The organism is Proteiniclasticum sp., assembly GCF_032054185.1.
Taxonomy (GTDB): Bacteria; Bacillota; Clostridia; order Clostridiales; family Clostridiaceae; genus Proteiniclasticum.
Map to the genome: position 1 here is coordinate 23,730 of NZ_DAMBTF010000014.1, position 20,196 is coordinate 43,925.

At 43.2% G+C, this 20,196-nt stretch carries 21 protein-coding genes and 2 other annotated features (1 of these 23 cut by a window edge); of the genes, 7 read left to right on the plus strand and 14 right to left on the minus strand.

What is annotated here, in order from left to right:
* Nucleotides 1-4 precede the first annotated feature (4 nt).
* Entirely contained in the window at nt 5-400 is a 396-nt protein-coding gene (gene ndk, locus RTX25_RS09170) for a nucleoside-diphosphate kinase (RefSeq protein WP_312652949.1), read from the plus strand.
* A gap of 68 nt (nt 401-468) precedes the next feature.
* On the opposite strand, the gene RTX25_RS09175 is transcribed toward ndk, so the two are convergent.
* The 4 genes from RTX25_RS09175 to thrS form a co-directional block, all read right to left on the minus strand.
* Nucleotides 469-1,101: a glycerol-3-phosphate acyltransferase gene (locus RTX25_RS09175; RefSeq protein WP_312652951.1), complete on the minus strand. Its 633-nt coding sequence runs from the start codon at nt 1,099-1,101 to the stop codon at nt 469-471.
* Nucleotides 1,102-1,143: 42 nt separating this feature from the next.
* Nucleotides 1,144-1,692: a flavodoxin domain-containing protein gene (locus tag RTX25_RS09180; RefSeq protein WP_312652953.1), complete on the minus strand. Its 549-nt coding sequence runs from the start codon at nt 1,690-1,692 to the stop codon at nt 1,144-1,146.
* Between the two features lie 134 nt (nt 1,693-1,826).
* The gene (locus RTX25_RS09185; protein WP_312652955.1) at nt 1,827-2,207 is read right to left on the minus strand and encodes an HNH endonuclease signature motif containing protein; all 381 of its coding nucleotides are present in this window, start codon (nt 2,205-2,207) and stop codon (nt 1,827-1,829) included.
* Nucleotides 2,208-2,217: 10 nt separating this feature from the next.
* Nucleotides 2,218-4,221 (minus strand): threonine--tRNA ligase, encoded by a 2,004-nt coding sequence (thrS, locus tag RTX25_RS09190; RefSeq protein ID WP_312652957.1) that lies wholly within the window; start codon nt 4,219-4,221, stop codon nt 2,218-2,220.
* 38 nt (nt 4,222-4,259) lie between these two features.
* Nucleotides 4,260-4,473, minus strand: a binding site (T-box leader).
* Between the two features lie 194 nt (nt 4,474-4,667).
* Here thrS and RTX25_RS09195 point away from each other — a divergent pair.
* The 5 genes from RTX25_RS09195 to RTX25_RS09215 all read left to right on the plus strand — a co-directional run bounded on the left by RTX25_RS09195 (nt 4,668) and on the right by RTX25_RS09215 (nt 9,971).
* Nucleotides 4,668-5,003: a hypothetical protein gene (locus RTX25_RS09195; RefSeq protein WP_312652959.1), complete on the plus strand. Its 336-nt coding sequence runs from the start codon at nt 4,668-4,670 to the stop codon at nt 5,001-5,003.
* Complete coding sequence (locus tag RTX25_RS09200; RefSeq protein ID WP_312652961.1) at nt 4,996-5,730, plus strand: DUF6873 family GME fold protein; 735 nt, start codon at nt 4,996-4,998, stop codon at nt 5,728-5,730. The genes RTX25_RS09195 and RTX25_RS09200 overlap by 8 nt, the downstream gene beginning before the upstream one ends.
* 140 nt (nt 5,731-5,870) lie before the next feature.
* Entirely contained in the window at nt 5,871-6,347 is a 477-nt protein-coding gene (locus tag RTX25_RS09205) for an NAD(P)H-dependent oxidoreductase subunit E (RefSeq protein ID WP_312652963.1), read from the plus strand.
* A 1-nt stretch (nt 6,348) separates the two neighbouring features.
* Nucleotides 6,349-8,226, plus strand: a complete 1,878-nt coding sequence (locus RTX25_RS09210) for an NADH-quinone oxidoreductase subunit NuoF (protein WP_312652964.1) — start codon at nt 6,349-6,351, stop codon at nt 8,224-8,226.
* A gap of 5 nt (nt 8,227-8,231) precedes the next feature.
* Nucleotides 8,232-9,971: an NADH-dependent [FeFe] hydrogenase, group A6 gene (locus RTX25_RS09215; protein ID WP_312653055.1), complete on the plus strand. Its 1,740-nt coding sequence runs from the start codon at nt 8,232-8,234 to the stop codon at nt 9,969-9,971.
* A gap of 86 nt (nt 9,972-10,057) precedes the next feature.
* On the opposite strand, the gene RTX25_RS09220 is transcribed toward RTX25_RS09215, so the two are convergent.
* From RTX25_RS09220 to RTX25_RS09240, 5 genes are all read right to left on the minus strand, one after another.
* Nucleotides 10,058-10,333, minus strand: a complete 276-nt coding sequence (locus tag RTX25_RS09220; RefSeq protein WP_312652966.1) for an HU family DNA-binding protein — start codon at nt 10,331-10,333, stop codon at nt 10,058-10,060.
* Nucleotides 10,334-10,547: 214 nt separating this feature from the next.
* Nucleotides 10,548-11,429 (minus strand): Hsp33 family molecular chaperone HslO, encoded by an 882-nt coding sequence (gene hslO, locus RTX25_RS09225; RefSeq protein ID WP_312652968.1) that lies wholly within the window; start codon nt 11,427-11,429, stop codon nt 10,548-10,550.
* A gap of 4 nt (nt 11,430-11,433) precedes the next feature.
* The gene (locus RTX25_RS09230; RefSeq protein WP_312652970.1) at nt 11,434-12,162 is read right to left on the minus strand and encodes a class I SAM-dependent methyltransferase; all 729 of its coding nucleotides are present in this window, start codon (nt 12,160-12,162) and stop codon (nt 11,434-11,436) included.
* 147 nt (nt 12,163-12,309) lie between these two features.
* Entirely contained in the window at nt 12,310-12,474 is a 165-nt protein-coding gene (locus tag RTX25_RS09235) for a hypothetical protein (protein WP_312652972.1), read from the minus strand.
* A gap of 91 nt (nt 12,475-12,565) precedes the next feature.
* Nucleotides 12,566-13,225 carry a single-stranded DNA-binding protein gene (locus RTX25_RS09240; protein WP_312652974.1) on the minus strand — a complete coding sequence of 220 codons (660 nt, stop codon included), beginning with the start codon at nt 13,223-13,225 and terminating at the stop codon, nt 12,566-12,568.
* Between the two features lie 212 nt (nt 13,226-13,437).
* Here RTX25_RS09240 and RTX25_RS09245 point away from each other — a divergent pair, with 212 nt between their 5' ends.
* Complete coding sequence (locus RTX25_RS09245; protein WP_312652976.1) at nt 13,438-13,956, plus strand: DUF4364 family protein; 519 nt, start codon at nt 13,438-13,440, stop codon at nt 13,954-13,956.
* 72 nt (nt 13,957-14,028) lie between these two features.
* On the opposite strand, the gene RTX25_RS09250 is transcribed toward RTX25_RS09245, so the two are convergent.
* The 5 genes from RTX25_RS09250 to RTX25_RS09270 form a co-directional block, all read right to left on the minus strand.
* Nucleotides 14,029-15,336, minus strand: coding sequence for a folylpolyglutamate synthase/dihydrofolate synthase family protein (locus tag RTX25_RS09250; protein ID WP_312652978.1), 1,308 nt, complete (start codon nt 15,334-15,336; stop codon nt 14,029-14,031).
* A gap of 112 nt (nt 15,337-15,448) precedes the next feature.
* Nucleotides 15,449-16,471 (minus strand): PTS fructose transporter subunit IIC, encoded by a 1,023-nt coding sequence (locus tag RTX25_RS09255; RefSeq protein WP_312652980.1) that lies wholly within the window; start codon nt 16,469-16,471, stop codon nt 15,449-15,451.
* Between the two features lie 24 nt (nt 16,472-16,495).
* Nucleotides 16,496-16,813 carry a PTS fructose transporter subunit IIB gene (locus tag RTX25_RS09260; RefSeq protein ID WP_312652982.1) on the minus strand — a complete coding sequence of 106 codons (318 nt, stop codon included), beginning with the start codon at nt 16,811-16,813 and terminating at the stop codon, nt 16,496-16,498.
* Complete coding sequence (locus RTX25_RS09265) at nt 16,810-17,271, minus strand: PTS sugar transporter subunit IIA (RefSeq protein ID WP_312652984.1); 462 nt, start codon at nt 17,269-17,271, stop codon at nt 16,810-16,812. The genes RTX25_RS09260 and RTX25_RS09265 overlap by 4 nt, the downstream gene beginning before the upstream one ends.
* A gap of 152 nt (nt 17,272-17,423) precedes the next feature.
* Nucleotides 17,424-20,060, minus strand: coding sequence for a valine--tRNA ligase (locus RTX25_RS09270; protein WP_312652986.1), 2,637 nt, complete (start codon nt 20,058-20,060; stop codon nt 17,424-17,426).
* A gap of 95 nt (nt 20,061-20,155) precedes the next feature.
* Nucleotides 20,156-20,196, minus strand: a binding site (T-box leader); it runs 173 nt beyond the window's last position.

Consider the following 20,196-nt stretch of genomic DNA (forward strand, 5'->3'; position numbering starts at 1 on the left):
ATATATGGAAAAAACACTGGTTCTCATCAAACCCGATGCAGTTGAAAGAAATCTTATCGGAAAAATCATCAGTATGTATGAAGAAAGAGGATTGAAGGTGACTGCACTGAGAATGGTTCATGCAGACATCGATCTTGCCGGCAGACATTATGAAGAACATGTGGGAAGACCCTATTTCGAAAGGCTGATGACCTATATTACAAGAAGTCCACTAGTGGCAATGGTCCTGAGTGGAGAGAATGCGATTTCTCTGGTGCGCGAGATCAACGGGAAAACGAATCCGCCTGAGGCTGCTAAAGGGACAATAAGAGCACTGTACGGAATAGACAATTCACTGAATTCAGTTCATGCATCAGATTCTTTGGAGAATGCGGAATATGAAATCAGTATCTGGTTTTAATGAAAAAGACTGAAGCGATCAGAATCTGATCTCTTCAGTCTTTTTCATTGAATTGATGCATAGCTCTGTTAACGGTGTGCCTTGTCTCGTTTAAGAACTGCTGACAGCTTTGTTTCCCGACCTTCCTGTATTCTTCTGTAATTAGGCAGGTGAAGCTTCAGGCTGAGCAGTCCGCCCAGAACGGAGATGATTATGGGCAATAGACCCATGTCTTTGAAAAACGTCATGGCTGAAATATAGAAGACCAGTGCAAGTGTGCCCACTACAATATAATCAGTGATGAAGGTCGTTGCGATGATGATCAGAATACCGATGAGGCCATATAAGGGATTCATGCCCAGAAGGATGCCGATCATCGTAGCAGTGCCTTTTCCGCCCTTGAAGTTCATAAAGAACGGATAGATATGTCCAAGGACTGCAGAGTAGCCTGCGATGTAGAGAATTGGCGCGCCTTGTGCATTAAAGCCTGCATTAAACAGCTGTCTGGCAAGCAGAACAGCAGCTACTCCCTTAAGCACATCAACGATCGCGACAACTGCGCCGAATTTCCATCCAAGCGACTCTACTGCGTTTGATGCGCCTGCATTCCCTTGCCCCAATGTTCTGATGTCCACTTTTCTGACATATTTACCTAAAATATAGGATGTCTGTATGTTTCCCAGCAGGTATCCGATAACTGCTGCAATTATAAAATCTCTCATATTTCTCCTAATGATTCAGTCCTTTTATTTGTACGTGGTCTGTTATGCTTCAGTTAATTGAATTTCCGAAATGAGTTTATCCAAAGATTTCCTGTCTGTAAAATCAACCTTACGTTGAAATACTGCAAGCATTCCTTTTTCGTCTGATGTCAGTGAGTTTCCTTTCTTCTGCTTCCGTGTGATTTTCAGCTTCAGAAGTCTCATAAGAACCTTATCGACAAAGCCGAGTCTTGCGAAATCGAAACCTCCGCGAAAGTAGTACAGAGAAATGTTCTTCTGAGTATACTGCTTCAGATTGTTTTCGTATATCTCTTTTCTCACTTCCGACGAATCGTGAGACAGCCCCGTAGTGAATATCACGATCTTTTTAAGAGAGCCTGCTCTCTCCGGGGTGAGGATATCTTTAAGCCCGTTGATACCGATGGCGTATAGTCCTCCGCCATAGATAAGGACTTCCTTATCCGAAAGCACCTCATACGGTTTACTGAGTTTCTTCAGATCATACGCCTCAACGGAAAGTTCTTCTGCAATCCAGTCGGCGTATTTTTTGGTGTATCCGGTTTTCGAAGAGTAAATCACTGCTGCTTTCATGCTTTTCCTCCTGATATAAACTTTTCTATATAAAAGATATCATTTAGAGAGAAAGAGTCAAGTCTTTTTTCCAAAGAAGAAAGACGCAAATTATCTTGCGTCTTTCTTAATCCGGATTCCAAGCGAGACATGAGTCAGATAAGAAAATCATGTTCTTCATCCTCGACCAGCTGGTATCCGCTCATGAGAAAGTCTATGATGTCTACTTTTCTGAAGCCTTCCTTATCTCTTTTCAGGGTTTTCACAAGGTTTCTCAGAAGACTGTTAGAAAGCTGCGCTCTTTTTCTGATTTCCTCTTCCCTGTAGAAGGTCTCCGGAAAAAGGTCATGCAGTTTACTCTGCAGTTCTTTCTTATATTCCATATCCACTTCGGAATCTCGGTGAGGACCATATTGTCCCCTGTGATGCTCATCACAGAGATAGATCCTGTTCAGCGGATATTCAAGGCCGCCTTCATCTTTATGAATGATATGGTGTGTGTCACCTTCTTTGCCACATTCAACACATTTATTCAATTCGTGACCTCTAATTCTGCTCTTTGTTATCTTTTTCGGCAAAATGATAATTGAATCTTGTTTCGTCTTCATGGACCACTCTTTCGATGAATGATTTCATGTCGATTTTTCCTTCATCGCCCTTTTCACGGCTTGTTACAGAAAGTGTTCCTGTTTCCTGTTCCTGTTCGCCTATGACGACGAAATAAGGTATCTTTTCATTTCTGGCTTCACGGATTTTATAACCGATTTTCTCGTTTCTTCCATCCATTTCAGCTCTGATTCCCTTTTTCTTCATCTCGGCAAGAACCTTTTCCACATAATCGTGATATTTCTCGGAGATCGGAAGAAGCTTAACCTGAACAGGTGCAAGCCATAGCGGCATTGCTCCGGCATACTTTTCGATGAGAATCGCAAGTGTTCTCTCATAGCATCCGATGGATGTTCTATGGATGACAAACGGATGCTTCTTCTGCCCGTCGCTGTCTACATAAGTCATATTGAATCTGCCAGGCAGAGCGAAGTCAATCTGAACTGTGATGATTGTATCTTCTTTTCCGTGCACGTTCTTCATCTGAAGATCCAGTTTAGGTCCGTAGAAAGCCGCTTCACCTTCAGCTTCGACATAATCGATGCCTGCATGATTGAGGATTTCTCTCATGATATTCTGAGTACTTTCCCACGCTTCAGGATTGTTGATGTATTTATGAGTGTCCTTAGGATCCCATTTGGAGAAGCGGTAAGTGATGTCCTCTTTAATACCCAGTGTCTCCATGACATAGTTTGTCAGGTCAAGTACACCTCTGAATTCCTCTTCCAGCTGATCAGGTCTTACAATCAGATGTCCTTCAGAAATGGTAAACTGTCTGACTCTTGTCAGGCCATGCATTTCTCCTGAAGACTCGTTTCTGAACAGAGTGGAAGTTTCCCCCATCTTGATGGGCAGATCTCTGTAGCTGTGCTGATCGGAATTGTAGATGGCGAACTGGAACGGACAGGTCATCGGTCTTAAAGCCATGACTTCCCCTTCCACGTCCTCACCGAAAAGATCGCCGTGTCCATGAGGATCCTGACACATGATGAACATGCCGTCCTTATAATGGTCCCAATGTCCAGAAATTTTGAAAAGATCCGATTTTGACATGAGCGGTGTCTGAGTATACTCATAACCTCTGCTCTCTTCTTCATCCTCTATGAATCTTTTCATCACCTGAAGGATCTTTGTTCCTTTATGCTTGAACAGAGGAAGTCCCTGTCCGATGAGATCGGAGGACGTGAAGATGTCCAGCTCTCTGCCCAGCTTGTTGTGGTCACGTTTCTTGGCTTCTTCCACTTTGGCAAGATATTCGTCTAGTTCATTCTTCTTAGGGAATGATGTGCCGTAGATTCTTGATAGCATCTTGTTCTTTTCCGAACCTCTCCAGTAAGCACCTGCTACCTGTGTAAGCTTGAAAGCCTTGACGGATTTTGTGGAAAGAATATGCGGTCCTGCACAAAGATCAGTGAATTCACCCATCTTGTAGAATGAAAGCACTTCATTTTCAGGCAGATCATTGATGAGCTCAACCTTGTAAGGTTCACCCATATCTTCCATTAGCTTCAGCGCTTCATTTCTTGGTAGTGTGTAGCGTTCGAGCTGAAGGTCTTCCTTTACGATCTTTTTCATCTCTTCTTCGATTCTCACAAGATCTTCTGCGGTGAAGCTTCCTTCCTTATCAAAATCGTAGTAGTAGCCTTCTTCAATGGCAGGCCCGATGGCTAGCTTCACTCCTGGAAACAGTCTTTTTACAGCCAGAGCCAGGATGTGGGATGAAGTATGCCTGAAAGCATGTCTTCCGTCCTCGTCGTCAAAGGTCCTGATTTCAAGTTCAGCATCCTCTTCAAGCACATAGCGCAGGTCTACTCTCTTTCCGTTTACCTTTCCTGCCATAGCTGCGCGGCCTAGGCCGGATGAGATGGCGAAGGCAGCATCTTTTACAGTTGAGCCCTTTTCGACCTGTATGATATTGCCGTCTTTCAGTTTCAGATTGATCATGTTATCTCCTCCAATAAAATAAAATAGACCCATCCCTGGAAAGGGACGAGTCATCGTGGTTCCACCCTAATTAAAGTGATGTATCATCACTTCGCTTAAATACCTTAACGCGGCAAACGTAAATACTTATACTCTCGTCTTCGTATTACACTCCCAGGTGGTTTTCATGATGGTCATCTTAGGCAGCTTGCAGCCGGGTCCGCCCTCTCTTCGAAGATTCCTGTCATTACTCGTCCTGTTCATCGTGATCGGAATTTTTAATTGACTTTATTATATACAATCTAATGACATGCGTCAACTTTATTGCATCCCAGGCTTCTGAAGAGACAAATTTTAATCAAAGCGGATATCATTGAAATCGAACAGACGTATAATGGTGGCTTTGCCTGTAACTGTATGGAAGAATACGATATAATGAGTTTAATAATAATAGGAGGACTTCAATTATGCTGACCATAAAACTACATTTTCCAAGATGCAGCGGTCATGAACGGAAGAACAGGCTGATCCAGAGCATTGTATATCGTATCGGTGGAAGGTTCTCGCTGGCGGATAAAGCTGTCAGAGTCATGTTTTATGAATCTGAATTCAGGTCGGATATGGAGTCGAACTTAGGCGATTTCATCCATATCGATGTCGTCTCCTGCCCTCCGATCTCACTTGAAGAAAAACATGTCCTTGCAGAAATACTGAAAGATGAAATCAATATATTCTCCGGAGCAAGAGTTGATGATGTATCCATCTTCATCATGAATACGGACTGTGACTCCTATTTTGAGTAGCAGCAGACAGATATCCCATCTCATTACCGACTACCGGACCAGTGACTTCGAACTGAACAGACTTCAGCAGCTGGGCTTCCAACCTATCGCAACTGAAAAGATCAGCGCGCTTTACGAGGCTGTAGATGGTCACCCTGATCTTCAGTTCGCCTCCATTGACCAGACGCTGATCAGTCATCATGATCTGTCTCACGCGAAATACAGTGAGATTTTTTCTCATGCCCGTCATCTGGTCAAAGGTGAATCTTCCGTGAGACTCCCCTATCCTCATCACATTTCTTTAAACGCACTGATTACTGAAGATCTTTTTCTACACAAGCTCGAGAATACGGATAGTATTCTACTGAATCTGGCACATGATTCTCAAAGAAAACTCATTCATACCCGGCAGGGTTATACAAGGTGCTCGTGCGCTTATGTGGGAAACAGCGCCTTCGTCACTGAAGACAGAGGTATTGCTGAACTGCTTGTTCAAAATGGAAAGAAAGTCTTTTACAGAAAACACTCAAATGTCTCTCTGTCAGGTTTTCCGTACGGTTTTATAGGCGGTGCGCTTTCGCTGGTTCACGGGAATAGTGGTGATATTCTGCTGATCAGTGGTGATCTCTCCAGATATCATTACGGCCATGATCTGAAAAACTTTCTTTTAGAAGAAAGAATCCGATATGAATGCCTCGGAAACGGTCTCCTGATGGACCGTGGTTCTATCATTCAAATCCATAAGTAAATGGTGATATGGAAAATATACTGTCAAAATCTTAACAATAACACAATTACCAGTTTCCCTGGTCTGAAAATACTTGAAATGAAGGCTGTTCCGCTATATAATGACTTTGTTTGGTAAATATTTAACAAGGGGAGAGAAGAATGTGTAATTTATCACAGAATCCAAAGATCCAGGAACTGGATGCATTTATATTAAAAATAAATGCGAAAGAATCAGATCTTATTGAAGTCCTCCATCATGCGCAGAACCTGTTCGGATACATTTCCGAGGAGCTTCTGGGCCATATCAGCGAGAAGATTTCAGTACCTAAAGCAAAAATTTATGGTGTCGTCAGTTTCTATTCGTATTTCACCACAGAGCCCAGAGGAAAAAATGTCATCAACGTCTGTATGGGGACAGCCTGCTTTGTGCGTGGCGCGGATAAGATCCTAAGAGAATTTGAATCACAGCTCAGAATGAAATCCGGTGAGACCTCCATTGATGGAATTTTCACCATTGACTCACTAAGATGCGTCGGTGCATGCGGACTAGCCCCTGTCGTTATGGTCAACGACAAGGTTTACGGTAGAGTTGAGACTGGTGATGTTCGTCGCATCATAAACGAATGTGAGGTGTAATATGTTAAACAGCATAGATGATCTGAAAAAGATCAGGGAAAATGGTCAGGGACTGCTTTTTCTAAGAAAGAATATCAATACAGTCAGCCCCAAAAGAGAAATCCTTGTCTGCGCCGGTACCGGTTGCCATAGTGCAAGGAGTAAAGAGATCGTAGACAATTTCAACGAGGAGCTTGGAAAGCGTAATCTTTCAGATAAGGCAACCTGTCATATTACCGGATGCTTCGGATTCTGTGAAAAAGGACCGATAGTTAAAATATTTCCGGACGATGTGTTTTACACTGAAGTGACTGAAAAGGATGTGGATGAAATCATTTCTTCCCACATCATTGAAGGCAGAAAAGTTGAACGTCTTCTTTATATCGATCCAAAGACCAGTAAGAAAATCGATACTCAGCAGCATATGGATTTCTATGGAAAACAGAACAGAATCGCACTGAGAAACTGTGGACTTCTTGATCCTGAAAAAATCGAAGAATATATTGCCAATGACGGATATCTCGCTCTTGCCGAAATTCTCACCACCAAACAGCCTATCGATGTGGTCAATACACTTAAAGAATCAGGGCTTAGAGGTCGTGGAGGCGGAGGCTATCCAACAGGTTCGAAATGGGGTATGACGCTCAGAAGCAAAAATGACCAGAAATATATGGTCTGTAATGCTGATGAAGGAGACCCGGGTGCATTCATGGATCGTTCCATCCTTGAAGGAGATCCGCACAGCATCATAGAAGCAATGGCCATCGGAGGTTTTGCTATCGGTGCAAACAAGGGTGTCGTCTATATCAGAGCAGAATATCCCCTCGCCATCAAAAGACTGAAGATAGCCATTGAACAGGCTAAGAGCTATAACCTCCTTGGTAAGAATATCCTGAACACGGGATTTGATTTTGACCTGGACATCAAGTACGGGGCTGGAGCCTTTGTCTGCGGGGAGGAAACAGCACTCATCCAGAGTATCGAAGGTCATAGAGGAGAACCTGTTTCTAAGCCTCCCTACCCTTCCGAATCAGGACTGTTCGGTAAACCGACCTGTGTAAATAATGTCGAGACACTGGCCAATATACCGATCATCTTCCAGAAAGGACCGGAATGGTACTCATCCATAGGTACTGAGTTTTCCAAGGGTACCAAAGTATTCGCTCTTGCGGGAAAGATCAATAATGTGGGTCTTGTTGAAGTGCCTATGGGCATCACTCTAAGAGAGATCATCTATGAAATCGGCGGTGGAATCAAAGGCGGACACGCATTCAAATCTGTTCAGACCGGTGGTCCATCAGGCGGATGCATTACAGAAAAAGATCTGGATACACCAATCGACTATGAATCCTTAAGCAAAATCGGATCCATGATGGGATCAGGCGGTATGATTGTCATGGATGAAGAAAACTGCATGGTGGATATAGCGAAGTTCTATCTGGACTTCACCGTTGAAGAATCCTGCGGAAAATGTACAGCCTGCAGAATCGGCAACAAGCGTCTTCTGGAAATTCTGACCAGAATCACACAAGGTAAGGGAGAACTTGATGATCTTGAAAAACTCCATACCTTGTCAGAGACCATCAAAGACACGTCCCTGTGCGGACTGGGACAGACTGCGCCTAATCCGATTCTAAGTACGCTGAAATTCTTTGAAGATGAATACAGAGCGCATATCGTAGACAAGAGATGTCCATCAGGCGTCTGCAAGGAACTTTTGAGGTATGTGATTTCCGATGCTTGTATAGGCTGTACCAAATGTGCAAGAGTATGTCCTACTGATGCAATTGTGGGCAAGGTAAGAGAAAAGCATGTCATCGATCAGGAAAAGTGCATCAAATGCGGTTCCTGCTACACAGCATGTCCTGTTAAGCCGATCAAGGCTGTTCAAATTGTATAGGAGGAATAAAAATGGTAACTTTAACAATCAACAATAAAGAAATCCAGGTGCCTGAAAATTTTACGATTCTCCAGGCCGCTGAAACGCTGAATATAAAGATCCCTACCCTTTGCCATCTTGACCTCCACAACATCAAAATGATCAACAAAGTGGCATCTTGCAGAGCCTGTGTGGTTGAAGTTGAAGGCAGAAAGAATCTCGCTCCATCCTGCTCCACACCGGTTTATGAAGGAATGAAAATCAAGACGGATTCATTGAGGGCAATCAGAGCAAGAAGAACTATGGTGGAACTGCTTATATCCGATCATCCGAAGGACTGTCTGGTCTGTCTGAAGAATCAGGAATGTGAACTGCAGACCATCTCCCATGACCTTGGTGTAAAACAGATCCGTTACGAAGGAGAAATGTCTGTATATCCTGTAGATATGTCATCTAAAGCGATCTATAGAGATTCATCCAAATGCATCCTCTGCAGAAGATGCGAGACCATGTGCAATGATGTACAGACTGTACATGCACTTTCAGGTCTGGACAGAGGATTTGATACAGTAGTCGGTCCTGCATTCCATAATCCTCTTGGTGAGACCACATGTACATTCTGCGGACAGTGCGTTGCGGTTTGTCCTACCGGAGCTCTTGTGGAAATCGACAATGTTCCAAAAGTATGGAGAGTACTGGAAGACAAGACAAAGACTGTAGTCGTTCAGGTTGCTCCAGCTGTCAGAGTCGCTCTCGGAGAACTCTTCGGTCTGGAACCTGGAACGGTTGTAACAGGAAGAATGGTTTCAGCACTGAAACATCTGGGATTTGACTTTGTGTTTGATACCAACTTCGCCGCGGATCTGACCATAATGGAAGAAGCACATGAAATGATCGACAGGATCACCAAGAATGAAAATCTTCCTATTCTGACCAGCTGCTGCCCTGCATGGGTGAAGTTCTTCGAGCATCAGTTCCCTGATCTTCTGGATATCCCTTCAACATGCAAGTCTCCTCATGAAATGTTCGGTGCAATCACGAAACATTACTTCGCCGAAAAGCTTGGTGTCAGAGAAGAAGATATGATTGTTGTATCTGTCATGCCTTGCGTAGCGAAGAAGTACGAAGCGGAAAGACCTGAGCTTGAGTACGGCGGCGTGAAGGACGTGGATATCGTCATCACCACTAGAGAGCTGGGTAGAATGATCAAAGAAGCTGGTATCAACTTCCTTCTTCTGGATGATGAGGAGTATGACAATCCCCTCGGAGAATCCACAGGAGCTGCACAGATATTCGGTACCACAGGCGGAGTTATAGAAGCGGCGCTTAGAACAGCTTCAGTTCAGCTCAGCGGAGGTGCAATCGACAAGATCGATTTCACAGAAGTCCGTGGTATGGAAGGCCTTAGAGAGGCAACTGTAAAGATCGGTGACCTTTCCCTCAACATCGCCATTGCAAACGGCCTAGGTAATGCGAGAACCCTGCTGGAAAGCATCAGACAGGGAAAGAGCAACTATCATGCCATTGAGATTATGGCTTGTCCTGGAGGGTGTATAGGCGGTGGTGGACAGCCGTATCACCATGGTGATCTTGAAATCCTGAAGAAAAGAGCTGAAGGTGTCTATGCCATCGACAGCAGTCATAAAATCAGAATGTCTCATGAAAACAAAGCCATACAGGATCTTTATGCAAACTTCCTTGGGAAACCAGGTGGAGATCTTGCGCATAAACTGCTTCACACAACATACTTCAAACGGGACAAATAAATCTGAATCCGAATATCGGCAAAAAAAAGAACAGCTTCGGCTGTTCTTTTTTTATCAACAATTAATAAATAAGAGTTTTATTAAAATTACTCGTTTATGATTTCTTTAAGATCTTTTCCTGCTCTGAAAGCCGGCTGCTTGAATTCAGGAATCTGAATCTCTTCATTTGTCTTAGGGTTTCTGCCAACTCTTGCTTTTCTGTTTTTCACTTCAAATGTACCAAAACCTGAAAGCTGAACCTTATCCCCGTCTGTCAGGGCTTCTACGATACTTTCGATGGTGGCTTTGAGCACCTTTTCTGAGTCTTTCTTTGTGAAGTTTGTCTTTTCTGCAATCTTTGTAACTAACTGTGCTTTATTCATTATTATTAGTCCTCCTTATTTCTGAACACAAAGATTATTAAAACAGAATTTGCCTTATAAATCAAGTGTTTATGAAGATTTTTACTGTATATTGTTATAGTGCATAGGTTTCAAACGATTACAAAATCCTAAATATTGCAGTTTTTCTTGAACTGTCTTACTTACTGATTTTTCCGGACATGAAAAAAGGAACATCATGTTCCCTTTCTCGTGATCAGCTTCTGATTTCTTTAAGCAGTCTGCCGATGTCCTCATGTGTGAAATCGTACTTGGTGTTGCAGAAATGGCAGATCAGTTCTTCAGACTTGTTGTCGTCGTAGAGATGCTGAAGATCTTTTTCGCCGATGGAAATAAGCGCTTTTTCCACCCTTTCGCGTGTGCAGTCACAGTATAGCTCAGGTGTACCTTCACTTAGGATATTAAGATCCATTCCCTCAAAGATGTACTGTATGATTTCCACAATGGAATTTCCATCCCGAAGGAAGGTGGTCAGGCTGGGAATTTCTTCCAGGCGATAGGTGATCAGATCAGCAAGCATCTCGTCAGCACCTGGAAGCATCTGAATGATGAATCCTCCTGCTTTTTGAATGGATCCATCCACATCCACGAGAACCCCCAGTGCAACGGCTGATGGAGTCTGTTCTGATACGGTGTAGAAATAAGCCAGGTCTTCCGCTATTTCTCCTGTGTAGATTGGCGTGGAGCTGACATACGGCTCCTTCATTCCAAGATCGGTGATCACGGTGAATTTACCGTTGATACCGATGATACCCGAGACATCTAGTTTACCCTGAGCGTTCTGTGGAAGATCCGCGTCTGGATTGACGATATATCCTTTTACTCTTCCTCCGGCTCTTCCCGTGACGAGAACACCGCCGGATACTCCTCCACCATTAATCTGCAGGGTGACGGAATCCTGTGCGCCTTTAAGCATTGATCCCATAAGGGCTCCTGCTGTCAGCATTCTTCCATAGGCAGCGGAAGCTGTAGGCATGGTATTGTGTCTTGTTACCGCCTCATTGACAAGAGCAGTTGTTTCAGCTGCGACGATTCTTACGCCACCGCCCTGGGCTGTGGCATGTATGATTTTATCCATTTCCTTACCTCTTTCTTACGATAAATGTTATTCTTTCCGTTCGTTCATGTACCGGGTTTTCTGTGTAGTCATCACAAAGGATGATATTTTCAAATCCTGCGTGTTCAAGCATTTCAATAAGCGTCTCCGTCTCGTAGGCTCTTTCTTCGTGTATCTCTTCGATTCGCTCATAGAGCTTACCTTTCCTGATGAAAAAATTTAAGGACATTTCAACGACGTCATCTTCGTAATAGTTCTCCCAGGTATAAACCAGATCGTCACGGGTCAGAACATAATCGTTGCTGCCTAAAATTTCTCTGATTTTATAGGGCGAATTGACATCGAATATAAAGACCCCACCATCCTCCAGATGCGTATATACCCGTTTAAACAGCTCTTTCATATCCTCTTCATCCAGAATATAGTTCACGGCATCAATGGATGATGTGATGAGATCAAATTTCTGCTGAAAACTGATTTCATTCATGGATAATGCAAAGGATCTATGAGGAATTTTAAGCACATTGAATTTATCCTCTGCCATTGTGAGCATATCCGGCGACAGGTCGACCAGAAACGTTTCTCTGAAATCTCTGCCAAGTATTGAAGAAAGGCTGCCTGTACCGCATCCTAAATCAAGATAGCGATTTGTGCCGTTCACTTCTCTTCTGATAAATCTCGCGATTTTTTCATAGCTGATGTCCTCACTGATGAGTTCATCATAGATTTTTGAAAATCCTAGATAATTGTCCATATCAAAGCCCTTTCCTCAATTATTATCCCTGTCCAACGATTAAATTGGGCATAATGTATTTTATCATGAATTTGGCTATTATCAAAGCCGGAGTCTGCAGCGACGAAAAAGGCCGTCTTTTACAGACAGCCTTAATGATTCATTTGATCAGGATTTCCGCTTTCTACCAGAAAGAGCATACCCTGTGAAGATCGCACCAAAAGCCAGGTATAGCACACCCTGCAGATATGAGCCGTTAATGATGAACAATACGGAAATAATCAGCATAAGGAGTATAACAAGGCTCTGGAATACCAGTAGTCCTTTGAGCATAGTTCTCCCTTCTCTCTTGTAATATGTATCTATTATATGCTCATTTAGTTCCCTGTCAATATCTGAGAACAAAGAGATATGTACTTTCAGATCAGCTTAAGCTCACACTCTCATGCTCCTCGAAGGTATCGTTTACAGATTCCAGAAGATTTATTGCAGAAGAAGACACCTCATATGCTGTTTTTTCCTCGATGCTGCCATCTCCATGAGTTTTTGTGTATATTCTTGACTGCAGTCTTCCTTCGATTTTCACTTTATCGCCCACAGCCATTGCTTTTGTAAATTTTGCGTTTCTTCCCCAGGTGAGCACAGGGATATAATCAGTTTTATTGAAATGCCTGTTCACCGCCAGAAGGATGTCTGTAATCTCGCGTCCAAATGGAGTCATTCGGTAAACCGGCTCCTTGCAGATATATCCCGTAATGAAGATAGAATTGGGTTCATCCGCTTTATCTTCAGGAAAATCGATATGCCTTGCAAATACGGTAAGAAGAAGTTTATTTCTCGAACCGACGATCTTATTATAGCTTCTCAGCTGCCCTGTAATGCGGATATAACGACCTTCCAGATCGGTACCATCAGTCAGAAGTTTCTTTGAAATCGTGATATTGAGAATATCCTTTGAATCACTTAACCGATTCACACTGAATTCAGCTGTATAGAATTCTTCCCCGAAAAGTTCATGACTGAATTCAGGCAGAGTCAGAAAATGTCCTTCTAATATGACTAAGTTATCATTTGTTGCTTCCAAGTTGAGATTCCCCCCATTTATGTTCAATAACATTGCGTCTCAAAGTACTATTAGTACTACAGTTAATTATAACAAAGATGAAGTCGATTACAACCCTTATTCAATGATATAGCATATTAATAGTACAACAGAAGAATGTCATGATGAATTTGAAGGTTGTAAAAGGCAATCATTTTGGGTATGATTGTAATAGCCCGCAAGGAGGAAGAGTAATGAACAATGCATTGGCAGAAAACAAGCTGCTCATCTTATATACCCTATATCAGTCCAAACTGAACCTCACGAAAACACAGTTTTCAAATATCATATTAGAATGTGTATACATCAACTATTTTGAACTGCAGCAGTATATCGATGAACTGATCAAAACCGGTCTCGTTGAACTGGATGTAGTCAATGATAAGGAAGCAATTGTGATATCTGTTCAGGGTAAGTCTGTTCTTGAAATGTTTTCCGATCGTATCCATGACCGGAAGAAGAAGGAAATCGATAAATATCTGATGGAAAACATCAATCATCTGATCAAGGAAACGACCATCAAGCATGAAATCAGCGAAGGACCTCACGGAAGCTTCTCCGTATCACTCAGTGCCTTTGAGAACAAGGATGAACTGATCAAAATAACCATGAATTTCCCCACCAAGGAAACTGCAGAAAAATCAGTACAGAACTGGAAAAACAATTCCACAAAAATCTATGAAATCCTCTATAAGGAACTGATCCGAAAATAGATAAAAAGCACCCCGTAAGCTGACCTTTGTCAGATCAGCTTACGGGGTTTATTCATGATGAAGGACAGGGAATCACTCGTTTATGTGATTGTTAAGGGCTTGCTTAAAAGCATTCTTGACATCCCCTATTGTATAGAGAGAACCGGCGGACAGGATCACATCCCCCACCTGATATGCATCAAGCGCTTTTTCCGCTGCAGCCTTAAAGGAAGCTGCTGTTTCCATATTACGCTGAGGTTCAAGAAGCCGGTAAAGATCTTCTGCATTCAGGGCTCTGAAATCATCCGGTGTAACAAGAATCACTTTCTTTGCGTCCATGGACATGACTTTGGAAACGGAATCGACATCCTTATCACGAAGCATGCCGAGTAAGAGGATGATTTTCCGGTTTCTGAAATAGAAAGCCATAGATTCCTTGAGATTGATTGCGCCGTCAAGGTTATGGGCCCCATCTATGACGATGAGAGGCTCTTCACTTACGACCTCCATTCTACCTGGCCATTGAACTTTCACAAGAGCTCTTCTGATATGTTCTTCCGTTATGGCAGTGTATCCCTGCCTGATGAGTTCAAATGCCGAATAGAGAACAACACCAGCATTCAGCATCTGGTGTATGCCAAGCAGTGAGAGTTTTACGATAATGGGCTCGTGTCCATTCAGATGGTACTGAACGACCTGGAATGTTCCTTCTAGTCTCAGGAATTTGATTTCCCTGCTGCTGGAAAAAGTCAGGTTGGAAGAAATCTCCTTCGCCTTGTCTCTCAGAACCTTTCTCACTTCAGGCTGCTGAGAGGAAGAAACCACAGGATTTCCTTTCATGATTCCGGCTTTATGGAAGGCAATGGACTCAAGCGTACTGCCAAGGATATTCATGTGATCGTAATTGATTGAGGTGATGACAGAAAGAACAGGCATGATTACATTTGTTGCATCATATAGTCCACCGATGCCTACTTCTATGATCGCAATGTCAACTCCCTTATCTTTGAAATACATAAACGACATTGCCGTGACCACTTCAAATTCTGAAGGGATACCCATTTTCTCTTCTTCAAGGACATGGGAGACGTCCATAACCTTTTCAAAATAGAGACATACGTCCTGTTCTGAAATCATCACGTTATTGATCTGAATTCTCTCGCGAAAATCGACAATATAAGGTGATGTGAAGAGACCGGTTTTATATCCGCTTTCATAAAGAATTTCTTCAAGCATTCTTGAAATCGATCCTTTTCCGTTTGTTCCTGCAACATGAATGAACTTCAATCCCTGATGAGGATTGGATAGCAGAGACAGAAGTCTTGTCATCCGGTCAAGATTCTCTTCTTTCTTTCTTCGAGGGATACTATGAAGTTTTTCTAAAGTTTCCTGATAATTCAATTGTATTCACCTTACCCGTTTTTAATCCTTTTCAATAGCTTCATTATACTTTGACTTGTGATAATATCAAGAAAAAAAGAAGCTGAGATAAACCCAGCTTCCGGTTCTTCAATTACATAATATCCAGTATGTCGGAGATCTCATCCTCTTCCTCCGGTGTCGGTTCTTTCTTCAGGATATACAGAAGCCCTACACTGACAAGAACGCCCACCAGTATACTCAGGGCGAAAAGAAACCACCTGTCGGTAAACGGCAACGCAACAAGACCGCTGAACATTTTCGTTTCCAGATCCAGAGCCATCATCATTCCCCCACCTACAGCTGCGCCAACCATAAAGGCCGGAATGGTCCTTAAGGGGTTTGCCATGGCATAAGGTATGGCACCTTCTGAAATTCCGAAAAGTCCCGTCACAAGAGTTGCAGGGGCATTTTTCTTTTCCACTGAATTGAACTTCTTCGGGAAGATCATGGCAGCGATCGCTACAGAAACGGGTGCGGTCATAATACCCGGAAATGCTGCGGCATTTGGTCCGTAGATACCCTGAGAATACGCTCCCACGACAAATGTCAGGGCAATCTTGCCGAGAGGTCCGCCCATATCGAAGGCCATCATGGCACCAATCACAGCACCAAGTAGGACGGCGTTGGTTCCGCTGACATTGACAAGCCAGGCATCAAGGGTTGTCTGCAGCCATGCGATGGGCTGTCCCACAAATGTCATCAGGAGTGCTGTGAATGCAATACCAAGAAGCGGTATGATGAGCATGGGTTTGAGGGCATAGATGTATTCATGTACCGGGATTTTCTTTAATAGATTGACGATGTAGCCGGCTATGAATCCGGCAAGGATACCACCCAGAAATCCGGCGCCGATCTGAGCAGCTATGTATCCTCCTGCAAATCCAGGAGCGATTCCAGGTCGGTCTGCAATGCCGAAGGCCACATAAGCACCGACGATATGAGGAATAAATGCAAACAGTCCGTAACCAAGGTTAACCATGGGTCCTGTACTCAATCCGAACTGTCCTAAAACAGTGCCAAGGGCGATGAGCATACCTGCTCCTACGATAAACGGCAGCATATAGGAAACACCAGTCATAAGTGCTCGTTTCAGATCTAGAAATGTGCTTTTCAATGTGATCCTCCTCCAGTTACTATTTTAGATATCGCTTTTCAGTGCGGTTTCAGCTTTGGCCAATACTTCGTCAGATTTTCCGATGGCCTGGGCGATTGTGATTTTCATCACTTTTCTGCCCTTGAATCTTTCCATTTTATTGATTGCCGTCTCGATGGCGAGGATGACGAGGTCACATTCATCAAGATCCTTTTCCGTGATCTCGTTCTCGATGCCCATGGCTCCTTGAGTTTCCACCTTGATTTCATGACCTCTTTTCTTCGCACCTTTTTCAAGTGCCGCCTTAGCCATGTAGGTATGTGCAACACCTGTAGGGCATGCCGTAACTGCAACGATTTTCATATTATCTTTCCTCCAATCAGAGTCTTTACATAGTGATACAGTTCTTCCTCACTATCTATTCTTTTCAGGTTTTCCTTGACCTTTTCATCCATGAGATTTTCCGCAAGGATCGAAATCATTTTGAGATGTGTCGCCCCCTCTGCTTCATCAGGTACTGCTATGAGAAAAATGAATGTGACAGGATTTCCATCCATGGCACCCCATTCAAGTGGACTCTGGCATTTTGCCGCAACCAGTGAAGGATGAATTACAGCATCCGTTTTGCCGTGAGGAATTGCAAAACCTTCTCCGAATCCGGTCGTATACTCATCCTCCCTACGCATCACTTCCTCATAGAACGTTTCTATGGAAGTAATTCGATTATTCTCATAAAGGAGAGCAGACAGAACTTTTATGGTTTCTTCTTTGGATGACGTTTCAAGAGAGATGACGGTAAGATCCTTTGTAAATATTTCCATCTAAAATCTCCTTATCTGCTGATTATTAATATTTTATCCTATAAGTGTTTCTCGAGGCATGAATGAACTGTGAATAGAGAGTAATATTTTTTATATAAGCAAAAAACCATGAATATCTAAAAAAGATATCCATGGTTTATGATTATGACTGACTATTTCAAAGTCTGAATTCTTTCGTCTACAGCATCAAGCATAGCCTGATATTTGGCGGCTTTTGCTTTCTCTTCCTGGATGACTTCTTCCTTGGCGTTGGCCAGGAATTTCTCATTTCCAAGTTTTTTGTTTACACGTTCGATTTCAGATTCCAGTTTTGTCTTTTCTTTGCCGAGCCTTTCCAGTTCCTTGTCTCTGTCGATGAGATCAAGAAGCGGAATGTAGATTCTAGCCGTAGATGTCACCAGTGAGACATTGTTTTCATCGGTATTGTCTTCCTTAAGAATCACAACATCCTCCGCATAGGCGAGCTTTATGAGGTAATCTTCTGAAGAGACAAAGGCTTCTTCTTTTCCTTCATTGGGAAGGATATAGAGTGTGGACTTTCTCTTGTTCGGCACATTCATTTCCTGTCTGAGATTTCTTATGCTCTTGATGGCTTCGATAACGCCACTCATGGTGTCTTCAATCTTTGCATCGATATTTTCTTTTTCCGCTACTGGCCATGATGCTGTCATGATGGTTTCTTCATCATTCAGGAAGGTGTAGATTTCTTCTGTGATGAACGGCATAGTGGGATGCAGCAGCTTGAGTGATTTGATGAGCACTTCTCGGATCACACGATAACTGATGCCTTTTTCTTCATCTGTACCATTATAGAATACTGGTTTGATGAGCTCGATGTACCAGTCGCAGAGTTCATTCCAGATAAAGTCGTAAACCTTAGCCAGTGCAATACCCAGTTCAAACTTCTCGAAGTTTTCTGTAACCTCTTCAATGAGATTATTTAACTTGGAAAGAATCCATCTGTCAGCCAGAGAGAAGTTTCTGCTGTCTTTATACTCTTCGATGACCTGATCATCGATGTTCATGAGTACGAAACGGGAAGCATTCCAAAGCTTGTTCGCGAAATTTCTGGACGCTTCCACTCTTTCGGGGTAGAACCTGATGTCGCTTCCAGGAGCATTTCCTGTGATGAGCATGAATCTTAAGGCATCTGCACCGTAAATGTCTATGGTTTCCAGAGGATCCACACCGTTACCAAGGGATTTGCTCATCTTTCGGCCTTGTGCATCTCTTACGATACCATGGATGAATACTGTATCAAACGGTATCTCGCCCATGTTGTAGAGTCCGGAGAACATCATTCTCATAACCCAGAACGGTATGATATCATATCCGGTTACAAGAGTTGATGTAGGATAGAAGTACTTGAGGTCTTCAGTTTCATTTGGCCATCCCAGAGTGGAAAACGGCCATAATGCTGAGCTGAACCATGTATCCAGCACATCTTCCTCTTCTCTCAGATTCGTACTACCGCACTTTGTACAGCTGTGTGGCGTATCATTGGATACGATGACCTCCTGACAGTCGTCACAGTACCATACAGGTATTCTATGACCCCACCAGAGCTGCCTTGATATGCACCAGTCCTGAATATTCTCCAGCCAGTGGAAATAGGTTTTCTCAAATCTTTCTGGCACGAAATTTGTTTTTCCGCTCCGTACTGCATCGATAGCCGGTCCTGCAAGAGGTTTCATTTCCACGTACCACTGCCTTGAGATAATCGGCTCAATAACTGTTCCGCATCGGTCATGGGTATTGACATTGTGGGTATGAGGCTCGATTTTCTCCAGCAGACCCAGTTTTTCCATGTCGCTGACAATCGCTTTTCTAGCCTCATATCTGTCCATTCCCTGATACTTTCCACCGAACTCATTGATGATACCTTTATCGTCCAGGACGCGTATCGCTTCCAGATGGTGTCTTTCACCTACATGGAAATCGTTGGGGTCATGGGCAGGTGTGATCTTTACACAGCCTGTACCGAATTCGCGGTCCACATAATCGTCTGCAACGATAGGAATAACACGATCCATAAGCGGAAGATCAAGGGTCTTTCCGACCAGGTGCCTGAATCTTTCATCCTCAGGATGTACAGCAACAGCAGTATCTCCAAGCATGGTTTCCGGTCTCGTTGTCGCGATGACAAGATAGCCTGAACCGTCACTCAAAGGATATCTGAAATGCCAGAAATTTCCGTTATGTTCGACGTACTCAATTTCCGCATCGGAGAGTGCAGTCTCACATTTCGGACACCAGTTGGTGATTCTGTTTCCACGATAGATCAGCCCGTCATGATAAAGCTTGACGAAAACTTCTCTTACCGCACGACTCAGATTTTCATCCATGGTAAACGCTTCTCTTGTGAAGTCACAGGAAGAACCCATTTTTTTGATCTGGTCTCTGATCTTTTCACGATATTCTTCGGACCACTCATAGACTTTTTCAAGGAATGCTTCTCTGCCCATCTCTTTCTTGACCAGTCCCTGCTTCAGCAGTTCATTTTCTACTCTGACTTCTGTTGCTATGGAAGCATGATCTTCCCCGGGAAGCCATAGTGCCTCGTACCCCTGCATTCTTTTGAATCTTATGAGCATATCCTGAAGTGTAAGATCTAGGGCATGACCCATGTGGAGCTTTCCAGTGATGTTTGGTGGGGGCATGACGATGGTGTATGGTTTCTTGTCCTTATCCACCTTCGGGGTGAAATAGCCCTTATTTAACCAGTTTTCGTAGATTCTTTTTTCGAAATCCTTCGGACTGTAAGTTGTTTCCAGATTTTTCTTTTCCATGATTTTTCCTCCTTATGGATCAATGTACATATTTAAAGTATCAGAAAGACAGGATCAGCCTTTGAATCAGAGAAATAAAAAAAGAGCCTTCATCCTAAAAGGACGAAGACTCGCGGTACCACCTTTATTCCCACAT

Bases quoted from the DNA above. Each gene is read 5' to 3' on its own strand.
- RTX25_RS09230 (WP_312652970.1), bottom strand. From the start codon at position 12,162: ATGGACAATTATCTAGGATTTTCAAAAATCTATGATGAACTCATCAGT.
- RTX25_RS09260 (WP_312652982.1), bottom strand. From the start codon at position 16,813: ATGAAAATCGTTGCAGTTACGGCATGCCCTACAGGTGTTGCACATACC.
- RTX25_RS09235 (WP_312652972.1), bottom strand. From the start codon at position 12,474: ATGCTCAAAGGACTACTGGTATTCCAGAGCCTTGTTATACTCCTTATG.
- RTX25_RS09175 (WP_312652951.1), bottom strand. From the start codon at position 1,101: ATGAGAGATTTTATAATTGCAGCAGTTATCGGATACCTGCTGGGAAAC.
- RTX25_RS09210 (WP_312652964.1), top strand. From the start codon at position 6,349: ATGTTAAACAGCATAGATGATCTGAAAAAGATCAGGGAAAATGGTCAG.
- RTX25_RS09220 (WP_312652966.1), bottom strand. From the start codon at position 10,333: ATGAATAAAGCACAGTTAGTTACAAAGATTGCAGAAAAGACAAACTTC.
- RTX25_RS09205 (WP_312652963.1), top strand. From the start codon at position 5,871: ATGTGTAATTTATCACAGAATCCAAAGATCCAGGAACTGGATGCATTT.
- thrS (WP_312652957.1), bottom strand. From the start codon at position 4,221: ATGATCAATCTGAAACTGAAAGACGGCAATATCATACAGGTCGAAAAG.
- ndk (WP_312652949.1), top strand. From the start codon at position 5: ATGGAAAAAACACTGGTTCTCATCAAACCCGATGCAGTTGAAAGAAAT.
- RTX25_RS09265 (WP_312652984.1), bottom strand. From the start codon at position 17,271: ATGGAAATATTTACAAAGGATCTTACCGTCATCTCTCTTGAAACGTCA.
- RTX25_RS09180 (WP_312652953.1), bottom strand. From the start codon at position 1,692: ATGAAAGCAGCAGTGATTTACTCTTCGAAAACCGGATACACCAAAAAA.
- RTX25_RS09270 (WP_312652986.1), bottom strand. From the start codon at position 20,060: ATGGAAAAGAAAAATCTGGAAACAACTTACAGTCCGAAGGATTTCGAA.
- RTX25_RS09245 (WP_312652976.1), top strand. From the start codon at position 13,438: ATGAACAATGCATTGGCAGAAAACAAGCTGCTCATCTTATATACCCTA.
- hslO (WP_312652968.1), bottom strand. From the start codon at position 11,429: ATGGATAAAATCATACATGCCACAGCCCAGGGCGGTGGCGTAAGAATC.
- RTX25_RS09195 (WP_312652959.1), top strand. From the start codon at position 4,668: ATGCTGACCATAAAACTACATTTTCCAAGATGCAGCGGTCATGAACGG.